The 19,088-nt window shown below is 44.5% G+C and carries 20 protein-coding genes; 12 read left to right on the top strand and 8 right to left on the bottom strand.

Annotated features, from left to right (window positions below; translation table 11 throughout):
- Positions 1–92 precede the first annotated feature (92 nt).
- Both MARGE09_RS12090 and MARGE09_RS12085 read right to left on the bottom strand, forming a co-directional pair.
- Positions 93–1,469, bottom strand: a complete 1,377-nt coding sequence (locus tag MARGE09_RS12090; RefSeq protein WP_236982246.1) for a class I SAM-dependent methyltransferase — start codon at positions 1,467–1,469, stop codon at positions 93–95.
- A gap of 86 nt (positions 1,470–1,555) precedes the next feature.
- Positions 1,556–2,173: a bactofilin family protein gene (locus tag MARGE09_RS12085; RefSeq protein WP_236982244.1), complete on the bottom strand. Its 618-nt coding sequence runs from the start codon at positions 2,171–2,173 to the stop codon at positions 1,556–1,558.
- A 500-nt stretch (positions 2,174–2,673) separates the two neighbouring features.
- On the opposite strand from MARGE09_RS12085, the gene MARGE09_RS12080 reads away from it, so the two are divergent.
- From MARGE09_RS12080 to MARGE09_RS12055, 6 genes are all read left to right on the top strand, one after another.
- Positions 2,674–3,264, top strand: a complete 591-nt coding sequence (locus tag MARGE09_RS12080) for an acyl-CoA thioesterase (RefSeq protein ID WP_236982242.1) — start codon at positions 2,674–2,676, stop codon at positions 3,262–3,264.
- A 695-nt stretch (positions 3,265–3,959) separates the two neighbouring features.
- Entirely contained in the window at positions 3,960–4,598 is a 639-nt protein-coding gene (locus MARGE09_RS12075) for a hypothetical protein (protein ID WP_236982240.1), read from the top strand.
- 321 nt (positions 4,599–4,919) lie between these two features.
- The gene (locus MARGE09_RS12070; protein ID WP_236982238.1) at positions 4,920–5,678 is read left to right on the top strand and encodes an HNH endonuclease; all 759 of its coding nucleotides are present in this window, start codon (positions 4,920–4,922) and stop codon (positions 5,676–5,678) included.
- 17 nt (positions 5,679–5,695) lie between these two features.
- Entirely contained in the window at positions 5,696–6,055 is a 360-nt protein-coding gene (locus tag MARGE09_RS12065) for a hypothetical protein (protein WP_236982236.1), read from the top strand.
- A gap of 484 nt (positions 6,056–6,539) precedes the next feature.
- Positions 6,540–6,932: a GFA family protein gene (locus tag MARGE09_RS12060; RefSeq protein WP_236982234.1), complete on the top strand. Its 393-nt coding sequence runs from the start codon at positions 6,540–6,542 to the stop codon at positions 6,930–6,932.
- Positions 6,933–7,011: 79 nt separating this feature from the next.
- Positions 7,012–7,542 carry a hypothetical protein gene (locus MARGE09_RS12055; RefSeq protein WP_236982232.1) on the top strand — a complete coding sequence of 177 codons (531 nt, stop codon included), beginning with the start codon at positions 7,012–7,014 and terminating at the stop codon, positions 7,540–7,542.
- A gap of 49 nt (positions 7,543–7,591) precedes the next feature.
- Here the strand turns inward: MARGE09_RS12055 and MARGE09_RS12050 are convergent, their stop codons facing one another.
- A complete protein-coding gene (locus tag MARGE09_RS12050; RefSeq protein ID WP_236987455.1) occupies positions 7,592–7,738 on the bottom strand; it encodes a hypothetical protein in 147 nt (48 codons plus the stop codon).
- Between MARGE09_RS12050 and MARGE09_RS12045 the strand changes: the two genes are divergently transcribed.
- A complete protein-coding gene (locus MARGE09_RS12045) occupies positions 7,680–7,805 on the top strand; it encodes a sodium-dependent bicarbonate transport family permease (protein ID WP_236987362.1) in 126 nt (41 codons plus the stop codon). The genes MARGE09_RS12050 and MARGE09_RS12045 overlap by 59 nt on opposite strands.
- Positions 7,806–7,862: 57 nt before the next feature.
- Here the strand turns inward: MARGE09_RS12045 and MARGE09_RS12040 are convergent, their stop codons facing one another.
- Positions 7,863–8,666: an SDR family NAD(P)-dependent oxidoreductase gene (locus tag MARGE09_RS12040; protein ID WP_236982230.1), complete on the bottom strand. Its 804-nt coding sequence runs from the start codon at positions 8,664–8,666 to the stop codon at positions 7,863–7,865.
- Positions 8,656–9,084, bottom strand: coding sequence for a thiol-disulfide oxidoreductase DCC family protein (locus MARGE09_RS12035; RefSeq protein ID WP_236982228.1), 429 nt, complete (start codon positions 9,082–9,084; stop codon positions 8,656–8,658). Before MARGE09_RS12035 ends, MARGE09_RS12040 begins: the two co-directional genes overlap by 11 nt.
- A gap of 204 nt (positions 9,085–9,288) precedes the next feature.
- Here MARGE09_RS12035 and MARGE09_RS12030 point away from each other — a divergent pair, with 204 nt between their 5' ends.
- The 4 genes from MARGE09_RS12030 to MARGE09_RS12015 all read left to right on the top strand — a co-directional run bounded on the left by MARGE09_RS12030 (position 9,289) and on the right by MARGE09_RS12015 (position 16,042).
- The gene (locus tag MARGE09_RS12030; RefSeq protein WP_236982226.1) at positions 9,289–11,106 is read left to right on the top strand and encodes a M61 family metallopeptidase; all 1,818 of its coding nucleotides are present in this window, start codon (positions 9,289–9,291) and stop codon (positions 11,104–11,106) included.
- 19 nt (positions 11,107–11,125) lie between these two features.
- Positions 11,126–12,328: an FAD-dependent oxidoreductase gene (locus MARGE09_RS12025; protein ID WP_236982224.1), complete on the top strand. Its 1,203-nt coding sequence runs from the start codon at positions 11,126–11,128 to the stop codon at positions 12,326–12,328.
- 26 nt (positions 12,329–12,354) lie between these two features.
- Complete coding sequence (locus MARGE09_RS12020; protein WP_236982222.1) at positions 12,355–14,172, top strand: flavin monoamine oxidase family protein; 1,818 nt, start codon at positions 12,355–12,357, stop codon at positions 14,170–14,172.
- Between the two features lie 622 nt (positions 14,173–14,794).
- On the top strand, positions 14,795–16,042 hold the full coding sequence (locus MARGE09_RS12015) for a DUF2254 domain-containing protein (protein ID WP_236982220.1): 1,248 nt from the start codon (positions 14,795–14,797) through the stop codon (positions 16,040–16,042).
- 22 nt (positions 16,043–16,064) lie between these two features.
- Here the strand turns inward: MARGE09_RS12015 and MARGE09_RS12010 are convergent, their stop codons facing one another.
- Complete coding sequence (locus tag MARGE09_RS12010) at positions 16,065–17,294, bottom strand: nucleoside recognition domain-containing protein (RefSeq protein WP_236982218.1); 1,230 nt, start codon at positions 17,292–17,294, stop codon at positions 16,065–16,067.
- A 100-nt stretch (positions 17,295–17,394) separates the two neighbouring features.
- Here MARGE09_RS12010 and MARGE09_RS12005 point away from each other — a divergent pair, with 100 nt between their 5' ends.
- Positions 17,395–17,817, top strand: a complete 423-nt coding sequence (locus MARGE09_RS12005; protein ID WP_236982215.1) for a YqaA family protein — start codon at positions 17,395–17,397, stop codon at positions 17,815–17,817.
- 21 nt (positions 17,818–17,838) lie between these two features.
- Here MARGE09_RS12005 and MARGE09_RS12000 read toward each other — a convergent pair whose 3' ends face one another.
- Both MARGE09_RS12000 and MARGE09_RS11995 read right to left on the bottom strand, forming a co-directional pair.
- Positions 17,839–18,618 (bottom strand): PepSY domain-containing protein, encoded by a 780-nt coding sequence (locus MARGE09_RS12000; protein WP_236982213.1) that lies wholly within the window; start codon positions 18,616–18,618, stop codon positions 17,839–17,841.
- 80 nt (positions 18,619–18,698) lie between these two features.
- Positions 18,699–19,049 (bottom strand): FMN-binding protein, encoded by a 351-nt coding sequence (locus MARGE09_RS11995; RefSeq protein WP_236982211.1) that lies wholly within the window; start codon positions 19,047–19,049, stop codon positions 18,699–18,701.
- Between the last annotated feature and the right edge of the window lie 39 nt (positions 19,050–19,088).

Below are 19,088 nucleotides of genomic sequence, written 5' to 3'. Positions count from 1 at the left end.
CATAAGAATCGACCTTACGCAGGGTGCACTAAGCCCCTAAAAAGCAGCGCTAAAAAACAGTTGTCTGTCAAGCAAGCACGTCAGCTTAGAGTTTAGTCGCCATTTAATGCAACGACATATTCGTGATAATTTTCGTGCATGCCTTTTGCAAACAAATAGCTTTGCTCAATACTGCCATAGCCCATTGCGCAAATTAGCTCAAAAATAGAATGCCGAGGATGTAATTCTCCATCAACCCCTTTTATTAATTCCACATCATCTTCTGTTAACAAATTGCAACGGCTCAATATATGCCGCCTATCGTCACCAACATATTGCAATAAATGCATGTGCGTATTGGCATGAATATGGGGTTTAATAAACGCCATAATATCGGTAATAGTTTCGCTACTGTAACGGGCCAATACATCCCACCCCAAAATCACATCAAACTTCCAATGCTGGCTTAACAATAAGCCTTCCAACACTGGGGCAGCCTCCAACAAAGTGCTATACCTAGCAGACCTTGCCGCCATAAGAGCGGGCAAATTAGCAAAATGGATGTGCGGCGTATAATGCCGGTAAGTGCTTTCGTTCGCTTTATTGTAGCTTCCCAAATCCAGCACTCTTGCATTTTTATGCAAGCGTAAAGACAGCAACCCTTCTAACGCTGGGCTTTTATGGTAGCCATAAAGCTCATCTTTCCCTACAGTTGCAGGCTGTAGACTACGCGCCCTAGCATGGCTTTTATTTCTGGCAACAGCGCTCTTTTTATAGCCGGCATAATCAATCGAAGAGACCGCAACATTCGCTTTAGTTGGCGCACTACTATCACACGGTTTTGACTTTGATGAATCTCGCAGGCACACAAAAACAGCATCCATAATGGCCGAATGCATATTCGCTTCGTTAACATGAAACTCAGACAAACTAAAATCGGCCATTAACGTTTGCAAAGTTTTGATTGCAGGCAATTTTTGCAGGTGGCGTTTTTCACTGCTCTCAAAGGTATTCACAACATAACAATCATCGACCATATAGTAATCACAAGGTGCGCAAGGATAAACATTGCCCCAATAGCGCACCATATGTAACTTTGCCCCAGCGCTTGCATGGCGAGCCAAGCGCCGGCTTAAATAATCAATACTCGCAGGGTCCAGATAACAAAAAATGTCCCATGCCAAAATCACATCAAATTGGTCATCGCCATTTAACAACAATAAATACCTATCGAGGGCATGCATAAAATCTGCACTGTTCCAGGTTAATTTATCGGCGATGGCCTTAGTTAAAAACTCGTTTAAGTTTTCAAAACGAATATGGCAATTTTGATCTTTAAAATACTGAAAACTCGCCGCAGATGGCGCGCCCAAGTCAAGCACTCTCGCTCTGGGAATCGCTTGAATAGCGGCGCTAACACTTGCCAACCCCGGGTGATAAAACCCTTGATTAACAGTACGCGGTAAACCTTGTTCACGATAAATTTGCACGGCACATATCTCTGTAGGATGTTAAACCTGTGGAGCCACGCTTTTGTATTTTTATACTGGACTCTTAAAAGTATTGCTATAGCCTTTTATTCACCATCTTTGCTGTCAATTTTGGCCGCTAGAGGCTTTAAGGGCTCCTTCGGGCCAGCATCGGTATCCATATCGATCGAGCCGCGGAATTTAGCGCCATCTTCCAGGGTAACTCGCTCGGCTATAATATTCCCCTTAACAATACTCGACGCATTAATGGCTATGTGCTCATCGGCCAGAATATCGCCCTCGACCGTACCATCTATAATGATATTTTTAGCCTGCAGATTTGCCTTCACATAGCCCAACTTGCCAACTGTCAATTTATGCCCTTTCAGGGTGACTGTTCCTTCAACTTTCCCTTGAATTAATAAATCCTCATCACCACTGAGTTCACCTTTAAAATTAATCTTAGAGCCAATAACGGCACTGGGGCTAAGTTCGTCAGAAAGAGAGACATCATGTGGAGGCTCGCCATCGACATTCGAAGGCGCTGCAGAAGAGGTTGTTCGTGATTTCATCTCTGGTGTCCTATTAATTACTGCACTCGATTGATCACCCTGAAAAGTTTCTTCAGAGGCATTGGAAGGCGGTTTGCCTTTTATTGTTGTAGCCGGGGCAGCGTTGGCTTTCTTGTCGCCGAACAGTCCCATGCTAGTCAGTATTCCGTCCATACGCAGTTGTTACCTTTATTAAATGGTGTAGCCGTGCAATGCATAAAATGGCTTTGAATAGCCGCATTATTAAATCCAATAGCCGGCCCGTGGTCCCCCCGCCCCAAACAGTGACGAAAGCTACCACACTAGCGAGCAGCTACTCCATTTAAAGCTGCCCACATCACTAATGCCACATAGGCAATTTGAGTGCCATTAAGTGTAACTGTTAATTATTACGATTTTGGGTCGTTTTTTATGCTTATGAATCAGCCACCTAGACAAAGTAAGGGTCGCCCCTAAGGGATAAGGGCACATAAACCATAAATTTTACGCTGCACTTAAGCGGTTAGAACGCCGCCGTAATGCACCAAGGGCGAACAAGTTAGTGCCACCGCCCCCTAAATTGACTAAGACACCAAAATAGGCACTAAAAATCGATGCCATCACAGCCATGCCAGATAGACTAAACTCATAAAGACAGCAACATTTGCAGCATAACTTTGCATAAGGGGTTAAAAATGAACGATCTACAAGGCTGCGATAAGCCTAACTTTCGCAGTGTAAAATCGTCACAAGTTGTTTTAAAAGAGCTGATGATTCCCTCTTACGCCAACTTTGGCGGCAAAGTGCATGGCGGTATCATTTTGTCGCTAATGGATAAAATCGCATACACCTGCGCCGCCACCCACTCGCGCAGCTATTGTGTTACGGCATCCGTTGACTCTGTCGATTTTTTAAGCCCCGTTGAAGTCGGCGAGCTGGTCACACTTTTTGGTTCTGTGAATTATGTTGGACGCTCATCAATGGAGGTAGGCATCAAGGTATTATCCGAAGATTTCAAGCTGGGCGTTGCCAAGCATACCAATACATCTTATTTCACAATGGTTGCCGTTGATGAAGCAACCCGTAAATCTAGCCCAGTACCAGGCCTAATTTTGGAAGACGACATAGAAGTAAAGCGCTTTATTTGGGGCAAGTTTCGAAAGCAATATAAGCGCGACTACCAAGCGCGCTTTAACTCCTTAAGTAAAACAATCGACTTTGATCAGGAAATTAAAAACTTACAAAACGAAAACTGTGCCGTAAACATAGCTGCTGCTCGCGAATAGCTAAGATTCGCTATGCATTGGCAGGCGTTGCGCATCCCCCCCTCTTTCGGTAACACAAGCACACTACTGCCGCTAAAGACAAAGGCGGCTCTAGGCTTGCGCGCGAGTATGCCATAGCGGTACGCTAAAGGGCTACGTTAAACGCTCGGCGTGGGTATGAATGGGGGTTTCTTTAAGCGGTATTCGGCGGGAGCTGTTTATCAAACGACTCGGTTGGATGGGCAGAGGAGTGTTGTGGCTGACTTTAGCCTAGGCGTAAGGTTTTAGGGGATCGAGCTTTGTGGGCCGCCCCCACCCCAACCTTCTGGGCACACATGAATATATCCCTATAGCTCTGCACCGACTTCCTGTCGGTGACGGCCCTGAAGGTTGAGATGGGAGCTGGCTTAAAGTATTTGACTAGGCAAAAGCCGAATTTTTGTGAAGGTGATTTAAGGCGTCACATCATACAAGCTGAAGCAAACTGGGAAAACTGTAATTAACAAGCCGGAACACTGCCATTATTCTAGGGGTTAAACCGCATTATTGAAGGCGGTGTTGATAAATACCTAAATGTGGATACCCACTTAGGGCTAGAGAATGGCTATATTTAGCCATTTAGGTATAGTTATGCCCATATCGGTCTATATGCAGGCATATTACTATATGTGACCATGACGCTGAATAAAATGTTATATGTCTACGGAGAAATCTGGATGGAAGAATTTTTGACAAGTAATGCTAGCGCAATTTTCGCTATATTTGGAGCTATTTTAGGCTCGCTAGTTACTGGTTTTCTTAGCTATTTGTCGAAAACAAAGGAAGCAAAGCTACGTATTACTGAGAAAGTTTTGGACAGGAAGCTAGATGCGCACGAGTCATTGATAAATTTGGTAGGCTTGATACGGTCGATGGTTTTACTTGGTGGTGAAGATGATAAAAATGAGCTTAAACGATGCCCGTTAATCATGAACTCCAAGGAAAATATGAATGATTTTTTGGATCAATTTATGAGCGTTCAAAATAACCATGATAGATGGTTATCTTCAGAAATAAAACGTGAAATCAGTTTTTTCCTAGATTATTTTATTAACTTAAATGAATGCTCTCGTGATGCTACAGATGAGGGTTTGCAAGCTGCTGGTGTGCTTATTAGAAAAGACTTTATAGATATATCCCTAAGGATCGAAAATTCAGCTCATGTTTTTTTCAATAAGGACTTGCTTAAACTTAAGTACAAAACTGACAGAGATTGGCACAAGCACTCCAAAGAGAAAACATTAGAAGGGCTAAACAAAACAGAATTTTTCAAAAATAAACAAAAAATTATGAGTATGCTTAATGGACGCATATAAATCGGGTAAGAGCTGGTTTCTAGCCAGCTCTCCCCACACCACCCAGCATGCAGGTCCGCAAATCGATATATGGATATACCTGATTAGGGCAATGCACGCAGGACGCGCGAATGCAGTAAAGCACAGGGATATGCGAGAGCTGTCACCTCATTAGTTCACGCCCATGCTGGGCGTACCAATCATATCAAGGCTCGCCGCTTCGAGATTGGACCTTCACTGCGTTATTTTTTTGTTGTTTCACTCTACGCTACAACAAAAAAAACAACTACGTTGCGACCCCTTATGTGGGGCGTTATGAGAGCTTCGGATTCAGGATAAATAGTGAATAGAAAACAATTTATAGAGGCAAACGGAGCGACATGTAGGAATTGGACATGGAGCTGGTCTTTTATAAACAATGAAAAGAAAATAATCATTTTTGGTGCTTGGGATATACGTACAGAAGGAAAGACAACGCTTATATTCAGTGAAGATTGGCAATTTCGTCGGGGTCGAAGTCAATCTGCTTACCATCAATCTAGGGAGCATATCCGCTTAATAGAGGAAGAAGGTTATGACTTAATGACTTTCCCAATGGAGCATTCAGACCAAAATAAAGACAGATCGGGCATAGGCCCAGCAAAAATTGGTGGCTTTACGCCTGAACTAACCAATAAAAAACTCATGAAACTGGGTGTCAGCTGGTATGCATACGACCATAACCTTGGTGTGGACATTCCAGAGGAGGTAAGCGATCCTCAGCAATATTTTGAGGGTTCAACTAAAAAGATATCCGTAAATCTTTACGAAAGAAATAAAAAAGCCAGAGGTGTATGCATAATGCACTACGGCTACAAATGTAGTGTATGTTCATTCAATTTTGAAAGTGTATACGGTTCAATTGGTAAAGAGTTTATACATGTGCATCATGTTGTCCCACTATCCGAAATTAAGAATGAGTACGAGTTAGATCCGCTTAGAGACTTGGTTCCTGTATGTCCAAATTGTCATGCAATGATACACAGAACTAATCCGCCGCGAACAGTATCAGAGCTGAAAGCTCAAATTACAAAAAACACATATAAAGGCGCCCCTTCTTGAGGCGTTATGAGTAAGTCATGGATCACGATAAGGCCAATTATATATGGAAAAATTATCGCTATCTTATAAATCGTGAAAATAGCTATTCGCAGTATATGAGGGCAGCTCTATTCTCTATTAATGAATCATGGCCGGATGCAGCTGAGATCAAATCGCTTCAGTTACAGTTTTCTAGAGAGGAGCTTACAGAAAAGTTTCAAGAAATAGATCGCAACCGTGAATTTCATGTTAGCGTGGCTTGCGCCAAGTACGGCGATGAAATCTATTTTAACTATTGTGCAAGTTGTGGCGCACTAGCAGTAGCGCCAGGTTCTGAGCGCTGCGTACAGTGTGGGCATACTTGGTATGGAACAAATCAGTACCGTAAAAATTCATAAACCGGGTAAGAGCTGGTTTCTAGCCAGCTCGCCCCACACCACCCAGCATGCGGGCCCGCAAATCGATATATGGATATACCTGATTAGGGCGACGCAGAAGCAGTTGCCGAGCGCGATATAAATACCTTGCCTAAAACTGCTTAGATGGACCCACCCTGTTAAGCAATAATGCGCCCTCCCCGCAGGCCCTCACGGCACTGCAGTCGGAAAATTGTTCCTGCATTGCCTAATAACCGCCATCCTTGGCAGCCTTGCCATTCGCTAGTAGTTAGCGTTTAATAAACAGCATTAAACGGTGATCTTCCTACGGAGAACTTTGATGCGCAAGACGCACGAATGCAGTGAAGCATACGGATATGCGAGAGCTGTCACCTCATTAGTTCACGCCCATGCTGGGCGTACCAAAGCGCTGCTGTCGGATAAATTTTCCGCTGCGCTCCAAATTTACCGCAGAGCGCGGCGTTAGGCAATAAAGGAAGATCGCGTGAATGATCAAGCAAAATGCTGTTGTGGATTTACAATTGTAGAGATCAAAGGAAAGCCAGAAATATCTGCAGTGTGTCATTGTGATAATTGCAAAAAGAGAACCGGAAGCGCATTTGGCTGGTCGATCTATGTTCTAAAAGAAAACTTCAAGCATATAGCCGGTAATGTATCGGCATATGTAATAGAAGAATCGCAGCAATACGGAAAGCAAGAAAGGTATTTCTGTGAAATATGTGGCACAACACTATTCTGGAAAGCTTCCGGTGTTCCACATTTGGTTGGCATAGCTGGCGGCTGTTTCGAGATGAAAGAAAAACTATTACCTCAAGGGCAGGCCAATTCTGACTCAATGCTTTGTTGGGTAAATTTGGAGGTTGGTGCACGTGCCTAACAAACAAATCTTGCGGAGCGCCTTACGCTGCGCTTCAGTCGCCCTTAAATTTGGGCGTTAGAGCAAAAACGGAGAAATCATGCTCATCCAAGAAATAAAGAAACTTCAGCTTCAAAGAGAATTGGTTTCCATTCGTCGCAGTTGTGCAGATGAGGACCAAACGGGTGTTTTCGAATTTGCTAATGATGAAGTCGGAATATTCTCTCTGTATAGTGATGAGGGAGCGTTCGAGGGATATACATTTTTTCATATAGAGCAGATATACGAGTTAATGTGGGGGAATAGAGAGCACAAATCTATAGCATCACTGATAGAGAGCGGTAGTGACAAACCCAAGCTGTTACTAGAATCGGAAAACTTTGAAGATTTGTTTAAAGAGGCCGCTGCAAAATACAATAGTTTATGTATTTACCATTCAGACGAGGAAGATAGTTTCGATATTGCCAAGGTGGAGGGTATTTCCGATGGATGGATTAAAATCTTAACGTACGGCCCGAAAAAGACCTTGTCCAGGCTCAATAAGCTAATAGAAGCAGAAAATATAATGCGTATTACCGTAGATTCTCCATATCAAAACAATATTGTAAATTTACATAATGCACAGCTATAAATCGGGTAAGAGCTGGTTTCTAGCCAGCTCTCCCCACACCACCTTTCTATCACCCATAAATATCTCGATAAAGATTTGCGCCTTCTATAATCCAAAAAACCTTGGTCTTAGCCGCCCTTACCGCCAGCGCATCGTACATTGCGGCACCAGCGGCGATCTGCAGCGCCATTAAAGATGCCGATATTGGTCTGGCCATTTTTGCATCACTAGGGGTAACCTTCCCTTTAATGTGTTACTGGGAATACCGCTATATTGGCAAATAATTCAATACTTTTAATTAACGCTTTAGTATTGCCCTAGCATTGCAAAACATAAGCGTATTACCAAGGCAAGCGCTCGCCATTCCAGCTAATAAAATCCCCAGTGTGATGTGGCTGTAAAAGCAATAATTGTTTAGCCAGTAAGCGCGCTGTTTTATAGGCAGTAAAATAGCGCGCAGGTGGAACCTTGGCGCTAAAAGGTGCCGATAATGGCGAGCGGGTAGTACCAGGGTGCAATGCTACAACACAGCGCTTTGGGTACCGCCGCTGCCATTCAATACTGAGCGTTTTTAGGGCCATATTCAATGCAGCCTTGCTGCTTCGGTAGCTGTACCAGCCACCTAAACGGTTATCCTCGATGCTGCCCACTTTTGCCGAAAGAGCCGCAAATATACTGTTGTCGCCTTTAGCAAAAAAATCTGAAAGATGCTGAGCAAGCAACAACGTAGGCACAACGTTTACTTGGCAGTTGTGCAAAAAAAACGTTGGCGAAAAATCTTGTATACGCTTTTCTGGCCCCTGCTCGCCGCTAAGCATGCCCACACAATTAATCAACCAATGCACATCTGGCCACAGCTGCCTAATGCGCTGGGCCAACAAAGCAACACTGCTTGGATCTGTGGGGTCGAGTTGCAGCCAGCGCAGCTGGTTATTCTGCGCTACCGGCTCGGTCGTACGCCAAGTGGCAATAACCTCGGTTCGGCTTACGCCCTCTTGCGCCACAGCTGCTGCGAATTCTTCACCGCTAAGGTATTGCGCCAGCGCCTGCCCTATAGCGCCGCCGCCAATAACTAAACAGCGCCTAACTTTGGGCTCTACAACGTGGCTAAGATTGTGTGTTGGTAAACCAGGTTTATTTTCCAAGGCAATCACCTTTGTCATTCCCCGCTAACGCGCACCGGTTGCAAGTACCCCCACCGTAAAGCGCCTTATAACGCAGCCACGCCCAAGTGTTATAGGCCAAGCGCGCAATCGGTCGAATTAGCGCAAAGCCCAGCATGCTGGCCAATGGGTGCCCGCCCGCTAAACGCCATAGCGCCAAATTAGCATCCAGCCCTCGCAATACTTGGCCGCTTGGCAACCACAAGTGCAAGCTTTTTAATAAGCGGGCTTTTTCCTCGCGGGGCACATCCAACGTATGTACATTAATAAATTGGATACTGCCTTTAGCCTTTTGTGCCGCACGGCTAATTTCACCTGCGCAAAGGCGGCAAGCACCGTCATAAAAAAGTGCCGGCTTTGCCTGCCTACCACCAAGCCCAGCTAACATCGTCTGCTGCATATCTCCCCCATTAGCTATTTATCACAACGCGCAACCTAATTACTGGTTATTTACCGCTCTAGGACTAATACGCAAGCTAACGTCAATACGACCAATTAGTACAACAAACAGCCAAGACAGCAACCTTGGTAATGTCGTGTAATACCGCACTTGCAAGGACTGTTGTAGCCTTCTTAAACCATGTAAATGTCGCAGGTGTAATTGATGACACAACAGGCTAATACCCCAGCAGTTTGCTATGACGTAACCATTGACCCCATGGCATTAGAAATTGCCGTAGAAATGACCATAACTGGAGCCATTGCGAACGGGGACGTAATTATAGAAATCCCCACATGGGTGCCTGGCGATTACTCCTTTGAAGCCTACGGACGCGATATTTTTTGCTTAAGCGCCAATAACGAAGGGGAAAGTAAACCGCTGGTTGTCGAGCGCAAAGGTTTTAACCAATACCTGATTAAATCCTACAGCCAACACCTGATCGTCCGCTATAACGCATCTTGCTACGAGCCTGAATTAGGTGATGCCATGGGTTTGGTTGATAGTGAATACACTATTTTATTGGGCACTCGCTATTTACACACGCCGGCACACTTAGGCCAATGCAAAGTGACCTACCATAACCTACCAAAAGATTGGGGCTTTCATCATCCTTCTGGTGCCCAACAAATCGGACAACAGCCCAGCTGGATTTACCCCAGCTACGAATTACTGCTAGATACGCCCGTTGTTTTCGGCAACTTCACATTGATAAAACGCGCTATACACAACACCCCGTTTTATTTCGTTTTTGTGGACCAAGGTATTGGCTTTGAGCAAACCGTACACAAGTTTGTCGACCAATTGTGCATTGCGGTTGATAAAACCTACGACATTTTTCACCAGTTTCCCTTTGACGATTACACCTTCTTTTTATCGCTCAACCCTCAAGCCGATTGGGGGCTAGAACACTTAACCAGCAATATGAGTGGTTTAGGGCCAAATGTTTTTATCGACCCAGACCAATTTGCTAATGGCATTCGCGTGTGTGCCCATGAATTATTCCACGCTTGGAATGTTCGGCGCTTGCGTCCAGCGCCTTTGGGGCAACTATCGTCAACGCTGGATTGCGGATGTTTTACCGAAGGTTTATGGATGGCCGAAGGCTTTACCCGCTACTACGAATTTCTTATTAGTACCCGCGCTAAAGCTTATAGCCCCACACAATTTTTTAGCGCCGTAGCCAATTACTACCAACACCTAAGTCAGCAGCCAGCCTACAAACGCGTTAGCGCGACCGACTCGTCGCTAGCGACCTACATGAACCACGCTAAATACCCAGGCCGCGTCAATAACAGTATCGACTATTACGACAAAGGAATGTTAATTGCCTTTGGTTTAGATACCGATTTGCGCATGACATTTAACGATACCCTCGATAATGCCTTTAGCGATTTCTACCAAACTTTTTTTGGCCCGAACCAAACAGTACCGGCAAACTACATTGGCTATAGTACACAAGATGTTATTGATTTTTTTAATCAAAGGCACGCGGGTTTAGGTAGCGGTATCGAGCAGCAAATTACACAACCTGCTCACCTTGATACACCAGCTAAGTTCCGCCAACTGGGGTTAATTCCCGAATGGCAAGCAGGTTTTTATCTAGGCCTGTTTTTTATGAGTAATACCGACGCAACAATTTATGGCGTATGCGACACCAGTGCCGCAAGCAAAGTGGGTATTGCGCCTGGCGATATTATTCTCTCTATTAATCATTACGCCTTTTCACCACAAGCGCTTAAGTGGGCTGCAAACCAAGTAACCCCGGTTGTACTTACCGTGCGCCGAGGGCACCGCGAATTAATGATGACTCTTAACCCACAGCCCATTCAACGATTAGCCAAACTACGCTGGCAAGGCAGTGAAGACCAGCGCCAGCATATTGCTAAATGGCTGGATAACGATGCCTTTTTCCCCGCACAGGAAAGCGCCTTTGATCTGGATTTTTACGAAAACTTTCATGGCATAGAAATTCTGATTTAACGCTCAGCAAGAGGTACCCATGAAACATTACGACTTAATTATTGTTGGTGGCGGGCCTATCGGTTTGGCGACGGCTTACCAAGCCAGCCTACGAGGCCTAAAAACCTTAGTACTGGAGCAATACAGTTATCTAAACAACCAAGGCAGTTCAGCCGGTGCTTCTCGTCAGTTCAGGCTTCAGTACGCCCAAACTAGCATGGCCGAGCTAGCCTTAGCCGCACAAGATTATTGGGCAAGTTTACAGCGATTTAGCCAAAAAAGTTTAATCACGCGCAGTGGCAGCTTATGGTTTGGCGACCCTGAACTCAACTCGCAAGAAGGCGGGATTCAAGCGGCCGAAAACGTAATGAATGCGCTCAACATTCCTTATGCGCCCCTTAACGCTGCGCAAATTGAAGCTCAGTACTCATTCAAGAACTTGCCTGCCGATTACCGTGGTTTTTTTCAACCCGACGGCGGCATTATTAACTTAAAAGCTACCGAGAATACACTTTACAACCAAGCACTAGCCTCAGGTTTAGTTGATTTAATGGAGTGGCAAGTAGTAAGGGCTATTGACGCATCAACCCCCGACAACATCCATATTACAACCCCTAATGCCGAATTTTGTTGTTCCCAATTAGCGATTACAACGGGGCCTTACATCAATCAAACACTCGAATTATTAAATTTAAGAATGCCAATAAAACTTTGGCAGATGTCTTCAGCTTACTTTAAAAAAACTGCTGAACAACTCTACTTACCCACCTGGTTTGTTTTTCAAAAACCGCAACAAAGCGCTCTGTTTTACGGTTTTCCAGAAGTCGACTGGTCACACCCCGGTTACCTTCGTGTTGCCACCGACTTCCCAGACCACGGTTCTATCGAAAAACCCTCCCAGCGCAATATCGCGCCTAGCGCCAAAAGCTTAGCTTTAGATTCAAATTGGGTTTTAAAACATATGAAGGGCTTGCAAGCAACGCCACGCTTCACATCGACTTGCTTAATTGCGCTAGCGCAAGATTCAACAAAAGAATTATTACTGGATTATTTACCCGAAGACCATCCTAACCACCACAACATTGTGGTGTATAGCGCGGGTTGGGCCGGAAAATTTATCCCCATTTTAGGCGATATGATTTGCCAAATGCTCAATAAGCCCACTAATGATTTTCACTACCGTAACTACTGCATTGCCCGCAGTAATTTTTCCATTAACTGGCAGCCAAGCTGCCAAGCATAACCCCTATAACAAAAACAGGCTTTAACATGGCAACATACAGTATTTTTGGCGGCGGCCCCGGAGGCTTATACAGTGCTTGGCGACTACTCACCGGAGGAACATTAACCCAGGATGACAAAGTCTACATTTATGAATGGGGGAATTACGATTACGAAGCCAACGGCCAAGGCGACAGAACACCAGCAGGCCGCATATGCAGCTACCACTATAAAAAAGACCCCAACCAAGCCTATATTGAAGTTGGCGGCATGCGTTTTATTCAGTGGAACCCGACAGATGCTAGCGGCCATCAATTAGTGAGTTTAACAATTGATAAGCTCAGCCTTAATGGCGAGCCACTTAATACAAAAATCATCAATTTTAAAACAACAGATAATCCACTTTTTTACCTTCGCGGTCAGCATTTTTATTCACAAGATTTAGGCACCACTGTTAACGGGCAAGAAGTACTCGCGCCCTATAACACACCCGGTAACAATGCTAAATCGGCTGATTATTTAATGGCGAATATTTCCAACTTAATTACAGAAGGTAATCCTGTTAAAACCCGTGTAGAGCAGTGCAAGTTTTACCAAAATGGCACTCTCAGTGCACGCTTCGATAATGGCTCCTACGTTTATAGTAGTGGTGATAATACCGGCGATATCGGCTATTGGAACATTTTTTACGATCAAGCCGGCAACGAAGGCTTCCAATATGCTGCCGATGCTGGCGGCTATAGCTCTAATGTTATTAACTGGAATGCCGCCAATGCGGCAGTGTACAACGGGGAGTTTGCTCCAGGCGGCGCCTTTAAAACATTGTCAACGGGCTATTCCAGCTTATTTGTAGCGCTATATCAGGCTTGTAAACAAGCGGCACTGGATAATAAAATTAGCTTTAAAGTGAATAAAAATACCCGTTTACACTCTATTTGGCACGATAATGCGTACCCACAAAAAACACGCTTTATGCTTAGCACAAGTGCATCTCCAGACAAGGCTATTCCAGCGCAATACGGTACCGATTACGCCTTTTTAGCCATGTCGCCTAACGCCATAGAATTAGTGGCCCGCGCCACACGTTATCAAACATTAACCGATAACCAAGCTGACTTTTTAAATGCAACCAACGTACAAAATTATTTGCAATCGGTTATAGAGCAACCCTCCTATAAAATTGCAATGTTTTTCAAAACGCCTTGGTGGCAAGATAGTGAAGTGACCTACAATCCAAAACTCATCAACGGTAATAGCAGTGACAATGTCTATGGCCCAACCATTACCGACTTGCCACTACGCCAAGTGTATTATTTTGGCAACAATGCCACCGGTAAAGTAAAAGAAAAAGACAAGGTTTACGGCCTGCTCACTTCCTACGACGATATGCGCTTCACTAAATTTTGGGAGGAGCTTGAGGTAGCCGCCAATACACGCAGAACCACTCCCCTTAGCCAAAATTACCAACCGCTACACGGGGCCGCCGAAGCACCATTTGAAATGATGCGCATGCTGAAACTGCAGCTGGCTAAAGTTCACTACAACGATCCAAACAAGGCCAGCGCCATCCCTGACCCGGTTGAAACGGTATTTATGAACTGGGGCTTAAACCCATTTGGTGCTGGCTACCATGCGTGGGCAGCACACTATGATATTTGCGACGTTATGCAAAAAATTCGTACGCCAGGCCGGATGGCGGGCGTAGAAAATTCAAATGTATTCATCATTGGCTCGGCCTTTTCTAACGATCAAGCTTGGGTAGAAGGTGCTTTTTGTACCGCAGAATCGGTGTTAACTGAATTTTTCAACATCCTCACCATCGCAGAAAACACCACCCAATATCCATTTATTTGCGGCTGTCACTAGGAGCGTAAACCCTAACATTGCATTAGGTTTTAAGGCCAGGCGCTTATTAGAGTGGTATTTATAGCGTTGAACGGAGATTTTTTTGGATTGATAAGAGTCATTCTAGGTGAAATCCAGAAAAATTGAGTAGGACGCTAGAAATGCTGCTATGGAAGCAGCGAAGCGATTCTGGGCCAAAAGTTAATGCAACGTTAGGGTAAAGCCAGCAGCTTAATACCTGCTGGCTTTAAAATTATCATAACTTAACCACCACCGCTCAGCAAAAACACACGAACGATAACCCTTCTGTCATCGATCCTTTCGCCATACTCAATATCTTTGCATTCCAATTACCGGCCTATAACCGCAATTGTTATGAAGCAAAGCACTCAACGCGCCCTTACATTTCAATTTTCCGGCAGCAAGCTGTTAATTGCCCCTCCGGTTTGTGGAAACGCTAAGGCCTAGCCCACGCCAAAACGTGCGGCATGCCTGAAGTATTCCGGTCAACTAAACAGGCCGCATATAAAATGCTACCCTGTACCCGTAAGCATCCTAGATAATAGAGATTCGTGCCTCAAACCTTTACAGTACAATCATCAATCTAAACAGCCCTCTTAGCGATCAAGCAGAACATTAAGTTATGAATAAAATTCTATTTTTGCTGAATAATTTCATGCGCAAGCTATGGGTAAGGTGCTGCGCTTTTTGCTTACTGGCTGTCTTTGCGATTGTCATTGGGCCAGAATTAGGGCCTTATATCCCTGAAAAATTAAAGCAAATGGTGACACAAAATACCGTAGAAGATATTTTAAAAATACTTGCCTCCAGCATGCTTGCCGTTACAACATTTTCCTTGTCGATTATGGTGCAGGCTTTTAGTACCGCCGCCACGACAGCTAGCCCAAGAACAAACAGCCTTTTAATGCAGAACTCTACCGCTCAAAATGCACTGGGAGCGTTTATTGGCGCATTCCTATTCAGTATTGTCGGGATTATTTCTATTGGCGCCAACATTTATCACGAAGATGTCATTATTGTATTATTTCTATTCACCATTATTGTCATTGCAATTGTAATTATTTTTTTGCTTAAGTGGATAGATCAACTTTCTCGCTTAGGTCGCGTCTCAGAAACCATTAAAACAGTAGAGTCAGCACTGCACAGTTCGATACGCCATAGAGCCAAAGCTCCCTTTTTACATTGCACACCAATGAAGCATGCAAACACCCAAAAGCGTTACCCCCTAGCTTGCGATCGCATTGGTTACGTACAATATATTGACATAGAAGCGTTAAATAATATTGCCAATAAAAAAGATATCGAGATATACATTCATGTCAACCCGGGTAAGTTTATGGACTCTATTACACCGCTGATAGAAACTAACGCCCAACTTGACAAGACGACTGAAAATAACATTCTGGATACAATTGTTATCGGCGACAATAGGACCTTTGAGCAAGATCCACGTTACGGGTTTGTTGTGTTAAGCGAAATTGCGCTTAAAGCGCTTTCTCCTGCCATTAATGATCCAGGCACAGCAATTGATGTTATAGGCACGTTTATACGGGCCATGCGACTATGGGTAGATAACTTCCCAATAAGTAATGAAAGCGAAAGGGAGGACCACGAAAATATTAAATACAAGCGGATCTACATAAAACCGATACGTGAAAAAGATGTGCTCGAAGACATATACAGCGCACTAATTCCTCAAGTATCTCAAAGTTTGCATGTATCACGACACCTCAAAAAGTCGCTTGTCACAATTGAAAAAATAGGAGGCGAAACGCTGAGCGAAGCAAGCCGAGAATGGCAAGACCTGTTTTACCATCATTGCCAAACTTGCCTATCCGATAAAGAATACAAACAGCTAGTAGAGGAATAGTGGTTAACGCAATAACGGGTTGCTAACCAAAAAACCAATAACACACAGCAATGGCAGCGAAAATACCGGCAAAATCAGCAATTAAGCCACAACCCACAGCATGGCGACCATAACGAATACCTACCGAGCCAAAATAAACAGCCAGCACGTAAAATGTTGTTTCGGTAGAGCCTTGTATTATCGAAGAAAGGCGTCCAGCAAACGAATCTGCGCCGCTAGTATTCATCGCTTCAATCATCATAGCTCGCGCGCCCGAACCACTAAGAGGCTTCATTAAGGCTGTGGGTAAGCCTTCGACAAAACGCGTATCAAAGCCCGCGACAGCCACGCCCCATCGGATGCCGTCAATTAGCAGCTCTAATGCACCACTCGCACGAAAAACCCCTATTGCGCATAACATAGCCAATAAATAAGGGATTAATTTAATGCTTGTTTCAAAGCCTTCCTTTGCTCCTTCGATGAAGCTATCGTAAACATTTACTTTCCGGAAAGACGCGACACCAATAAACAGCAGTAAAGTGCTAAAAATTAGGCAATTACCCAAGAAAGAAGATTGCTGAGCTAGAGCACTTGCCGTCAACGTCGAAAAGTAGGCCGCCAAAGCCGCCACTAAGGCTATTGCAGCCCCCAAATACAGTAATACTGTACGCTGTAATAAGTTGATTTTTTGAACAAACGAAACAGCCAGTAGCCCAGCTATGGTAGAGCAAAATGTTGCTAACAATATAGGGATGAATACATCCGTAGGGTTAGCCGCACCTTGTTGTGCGCGGTAAACAAAAACCGTTACCGGGAACAAGGTAATTGACGAGGTATTTAAAACTAGAAATAGAATTTGCGCATTACTGGCAACTTCTTTATTGGGGTTTAAGCTTTGCAAGTCTTGCATTGCCTTGAGCCCCAACGGGGTCGCTGCATTATCTAAGCCTAAGAAATTTGCCGATAGGTTCATCGTCATGGAACCTAAAGCTGGGTGCCCCTTTGGGACATCAGGCATCAAACGCGTAAACAGTGGGGAAATTGCCCGTGCAATTTTATCAATCAAGCCAGCGTGCTCTGCAATTTTCATCATGCCGAGCCAAAAGCTTAAAATACCGATTAGCCCAATAGCTATTTCTACCGTCACCTTGGACATAGCAAAGAGCGAATCCACAATCTCTTTGAAGATGTCTGTATTGCCCAGTACGCCAAATTGATATATCGCAGCTATAAATGCGATAGCAAAAAAACTGATCCAAATGCGATTAAGCACGATTAGGTCACCATTATTTTAAAGTGTGAATCATGGCATAATTGCGCCAGCTAAAGAACGATTCCTGCGAACTCACTTCCACATCGAAAAATACGCACATATGATTTATCTCACGCTTTTTGGCTCGGCATTTCTCGCTGCAACACTGCTACCTTTTTACTCTGAGGCAATATTAGTTGCATATTTACAGCAAGGTTACGCCGCTTTAGCACTTTGGCTAGCGGCCACATTGGGCAACACTCTTGGCGCTTGCCTCAACTGGGTTTTGGGGCGCTACTTTTTACACTACCAAGACCGTAAATGGTTTCCCATTAAAGCGGCCAAGCTCAAAAAAGCGCAACAAAGCTTTCAAAAATACGGACAATGGTCTTTGTTATTTAGCTGGCTACCTGTTGTTGGCGATGCGCTGACCTTATTAGCAGGCGTTTTACGCGTTAACTTTCTGCTGTTTTTCGTGCTTACATTTGTCGGCAAAGGTGCGCGCTACCTTGTAGTTTTAGGGATAACACTACAATTTATTTAACCCGCCAGAGCAACAAAGTTATTAGTGCTTTTTGCTTGCTGTGTACCACAAGTAAAATCCGCTACCACTCATAAACAAAAATAACAGTACAAAAAAATCTAGAATCCAAGGTCCCGCAGCGCCAAAAAAGCGCGCCGCATGAATATCCAATACGACCCTTTCCCAAGTTAAATCCTCACCCGCATAAAACTGCTGATAAAAAGCTTGCTGATCTTTTGGCAACACGGAAAGAGAAAAAGGTGTGAAACTTGATAACGCGTCCATAGGCAGCCACTCCAGCGCATTCAGGTCTACACTATAGGTTGTTAACGCAGCGGCATTTTTGCCGCCACCGCGAGAAATGCTTTGAATGCAAAGCTCGGCATCACACATGCCGGCAGCACGAATGGGCGTTGGCAGCCCCAAGTGGACATCGATGATTTCAATAAGTTGGTTATCTGGGGTAAGCAAGATTAGCTCTTGCTCGCATACTGCTAACCAATAGCTATTTACGGCAGAATGCAATACACCCAGCAAACTACCATGGCATTGAGTCAGCACTTGGCCGTTCAAGTAGAGATCATTCGCGATAACCGTGGCCCAATGCTCCCCTACTTTCACACCTCTAAATTCAGGCATACGAATACCATACGCCTGTAAGACTATGGGCGAATGGACTTTATAACGATCAATATTAAGATGAGCACTGTGGTTTAACGCCACCCCTGTAAGACACAAAACAACCAATACAATAAGACTAAACAAACCGGTGCGCCGATGCCAATGCCAAAATTGCCTGCGTAATTTCACCGGCTTTTTCATAGCCCCTAAACCTTTAAAATAACAGCATTAAAGAAAATAGCCCGCCACCTTATCAGCAACTCAGGCACGGTGCTATTCGCTTAAGATTGACGGGCAAGGTTACCTAGCTTAGCTTCCATCACTTTGCTGTGAAGGTATAGCGCGACCTTGGCGACTTTAGTCATAGCCCGAACAGAAAGCGTAGCCCCTGTAATGCCATCGATGTTGCGATCTAATTTGAGCTTATTATTGCTCTGCTCTAGCACTGCGTGATCAAACTGCTGGGTAAAAAAGGGATATTGAATTTCACCACCTCGGCTTTCACGATATTCGAGCACCTGAATGCTTTTTACACCACTAGCACCAATAGCTAAAGCCATAGTAATCGGCTGCTCTTTGCCTATTTCGTCCAAGACCCAAGCGGTGGTATCGCCCTGCATCCAATAGCGCACCCAGGGCCCCCTAGCAATAATTAACCGCATTGTCTAAGA

It is taken from the genome of Marinagarivorans cellulosilyticus, assembly GCF_021655555.1.
Classification (GTDB): domain Bacteria; phylum Pseudomonadota; class Gammaproteobacteria; order Pseudomonadales; family Cellvibrionaceae; genus Marinagarivorans; species Marinagarivorans cellulosilyticus.
The sequence above is the reverse complement of the archived record's forward strand: the minus strand, read 5'-3'. Positions and strand labels throughout refer to the sequence as shown.

Excerpts from the sequence above, each read along its gene's own strand:
- MARGE09_RS12085 (WP_236982244.1), bottom strand. The coding sequence starts at position 2,173 with ATGGACGGAATACTGACTAGCATGGGACTGTTCGGCGACAAGAAAGCC.
- MARGE09_RS12080 (WP_236982242.1), top strand. The coding sequence starts at position 2,674 with ATGAACGATCTACAAGGCTGCGATAAGCCTAACTTTCGCAGTGTAAAA.
- MARGE09_RS12075 (WP_236982240.1), top strand. The coding sequence starts at position 3,960 with ATGGAAGAATTTTTGACAAGTAATGCTAGCGCAATTTTCGCTATATTT.
- MARGE09_RS12065 (WP_236982236.1), top strand. The coding sequence starts at position 5,696 with ATGGATCACGATAAGGCCAATTATATATGGAAAAATTATCGCTATCTT.
- MARGE09_RS12055 (WP_236982232.1), top strand. The coding sequence starts at position 7,012 with ATGCTCATCCAAGAAATAAAGAAACTTCAGCTTCAAAGAGAATTGGTT.
- MARGE09_RS12050 (WP_236987455.1), bottom strand. The coding sequence starts at position 7,738 with ATGGCCAGACCAATATCGGCATCTTTAATGGCGCTGCAGATCGCCGCT.
- MARGE09_RS12035 (WP_236982228.1), bottom strand. The coding sequence starts at position 9,084 with ATGCAGCAGACGATGTTAGCTGGGCTTGGTGGTAGGCAGGCAAAGCCG.
- MARGE09_RS12030 (WP_236982226.1), top strand. The coding sequence starts at position 9,289 with ATGACACAACAGGCTAATACCCCAGCAGTTTGCTATGACGTAACCATT.
- MARGE09_RS12025 (WP_236982224.1), top strand. The coding sequence starts at position 11,126 with ATGAAACATTACGACTTAATTATTGTTGGTGGCGGGCCTATCGGTTTG.
- MARGE09_RS12020 (WP_236982222.1), top strand. The coding sequence starts at position 12,355 with ATGGCAACATACAGTATTTTTGGCGGCGGCCCCGGAGGCTTATACAGT.
- MARGE09_RS12015 (WP_236982220.1), top strand. The coding sequence starts at position 14,795 with ATGAATAAAATTCTATTTTTGCTGAATAATTTCATGCGCAAGCTATGG.
- MARGE09_RS12005 (WP_236982215.1), top strand. The coding sequence starts at position 17,395 with ATGATTTATCTCACGCTTTTTGGCTCGGCATTTCTCGCTGCAACACTG.
- MARGE09_RS12000 (WP_236982213.1), bottom strand. The coding sequence starts at position 18,618 with ATGAAAAAGCCGGTGAAATTACGCAGGCAATTTTGGCATTGGCATCGG.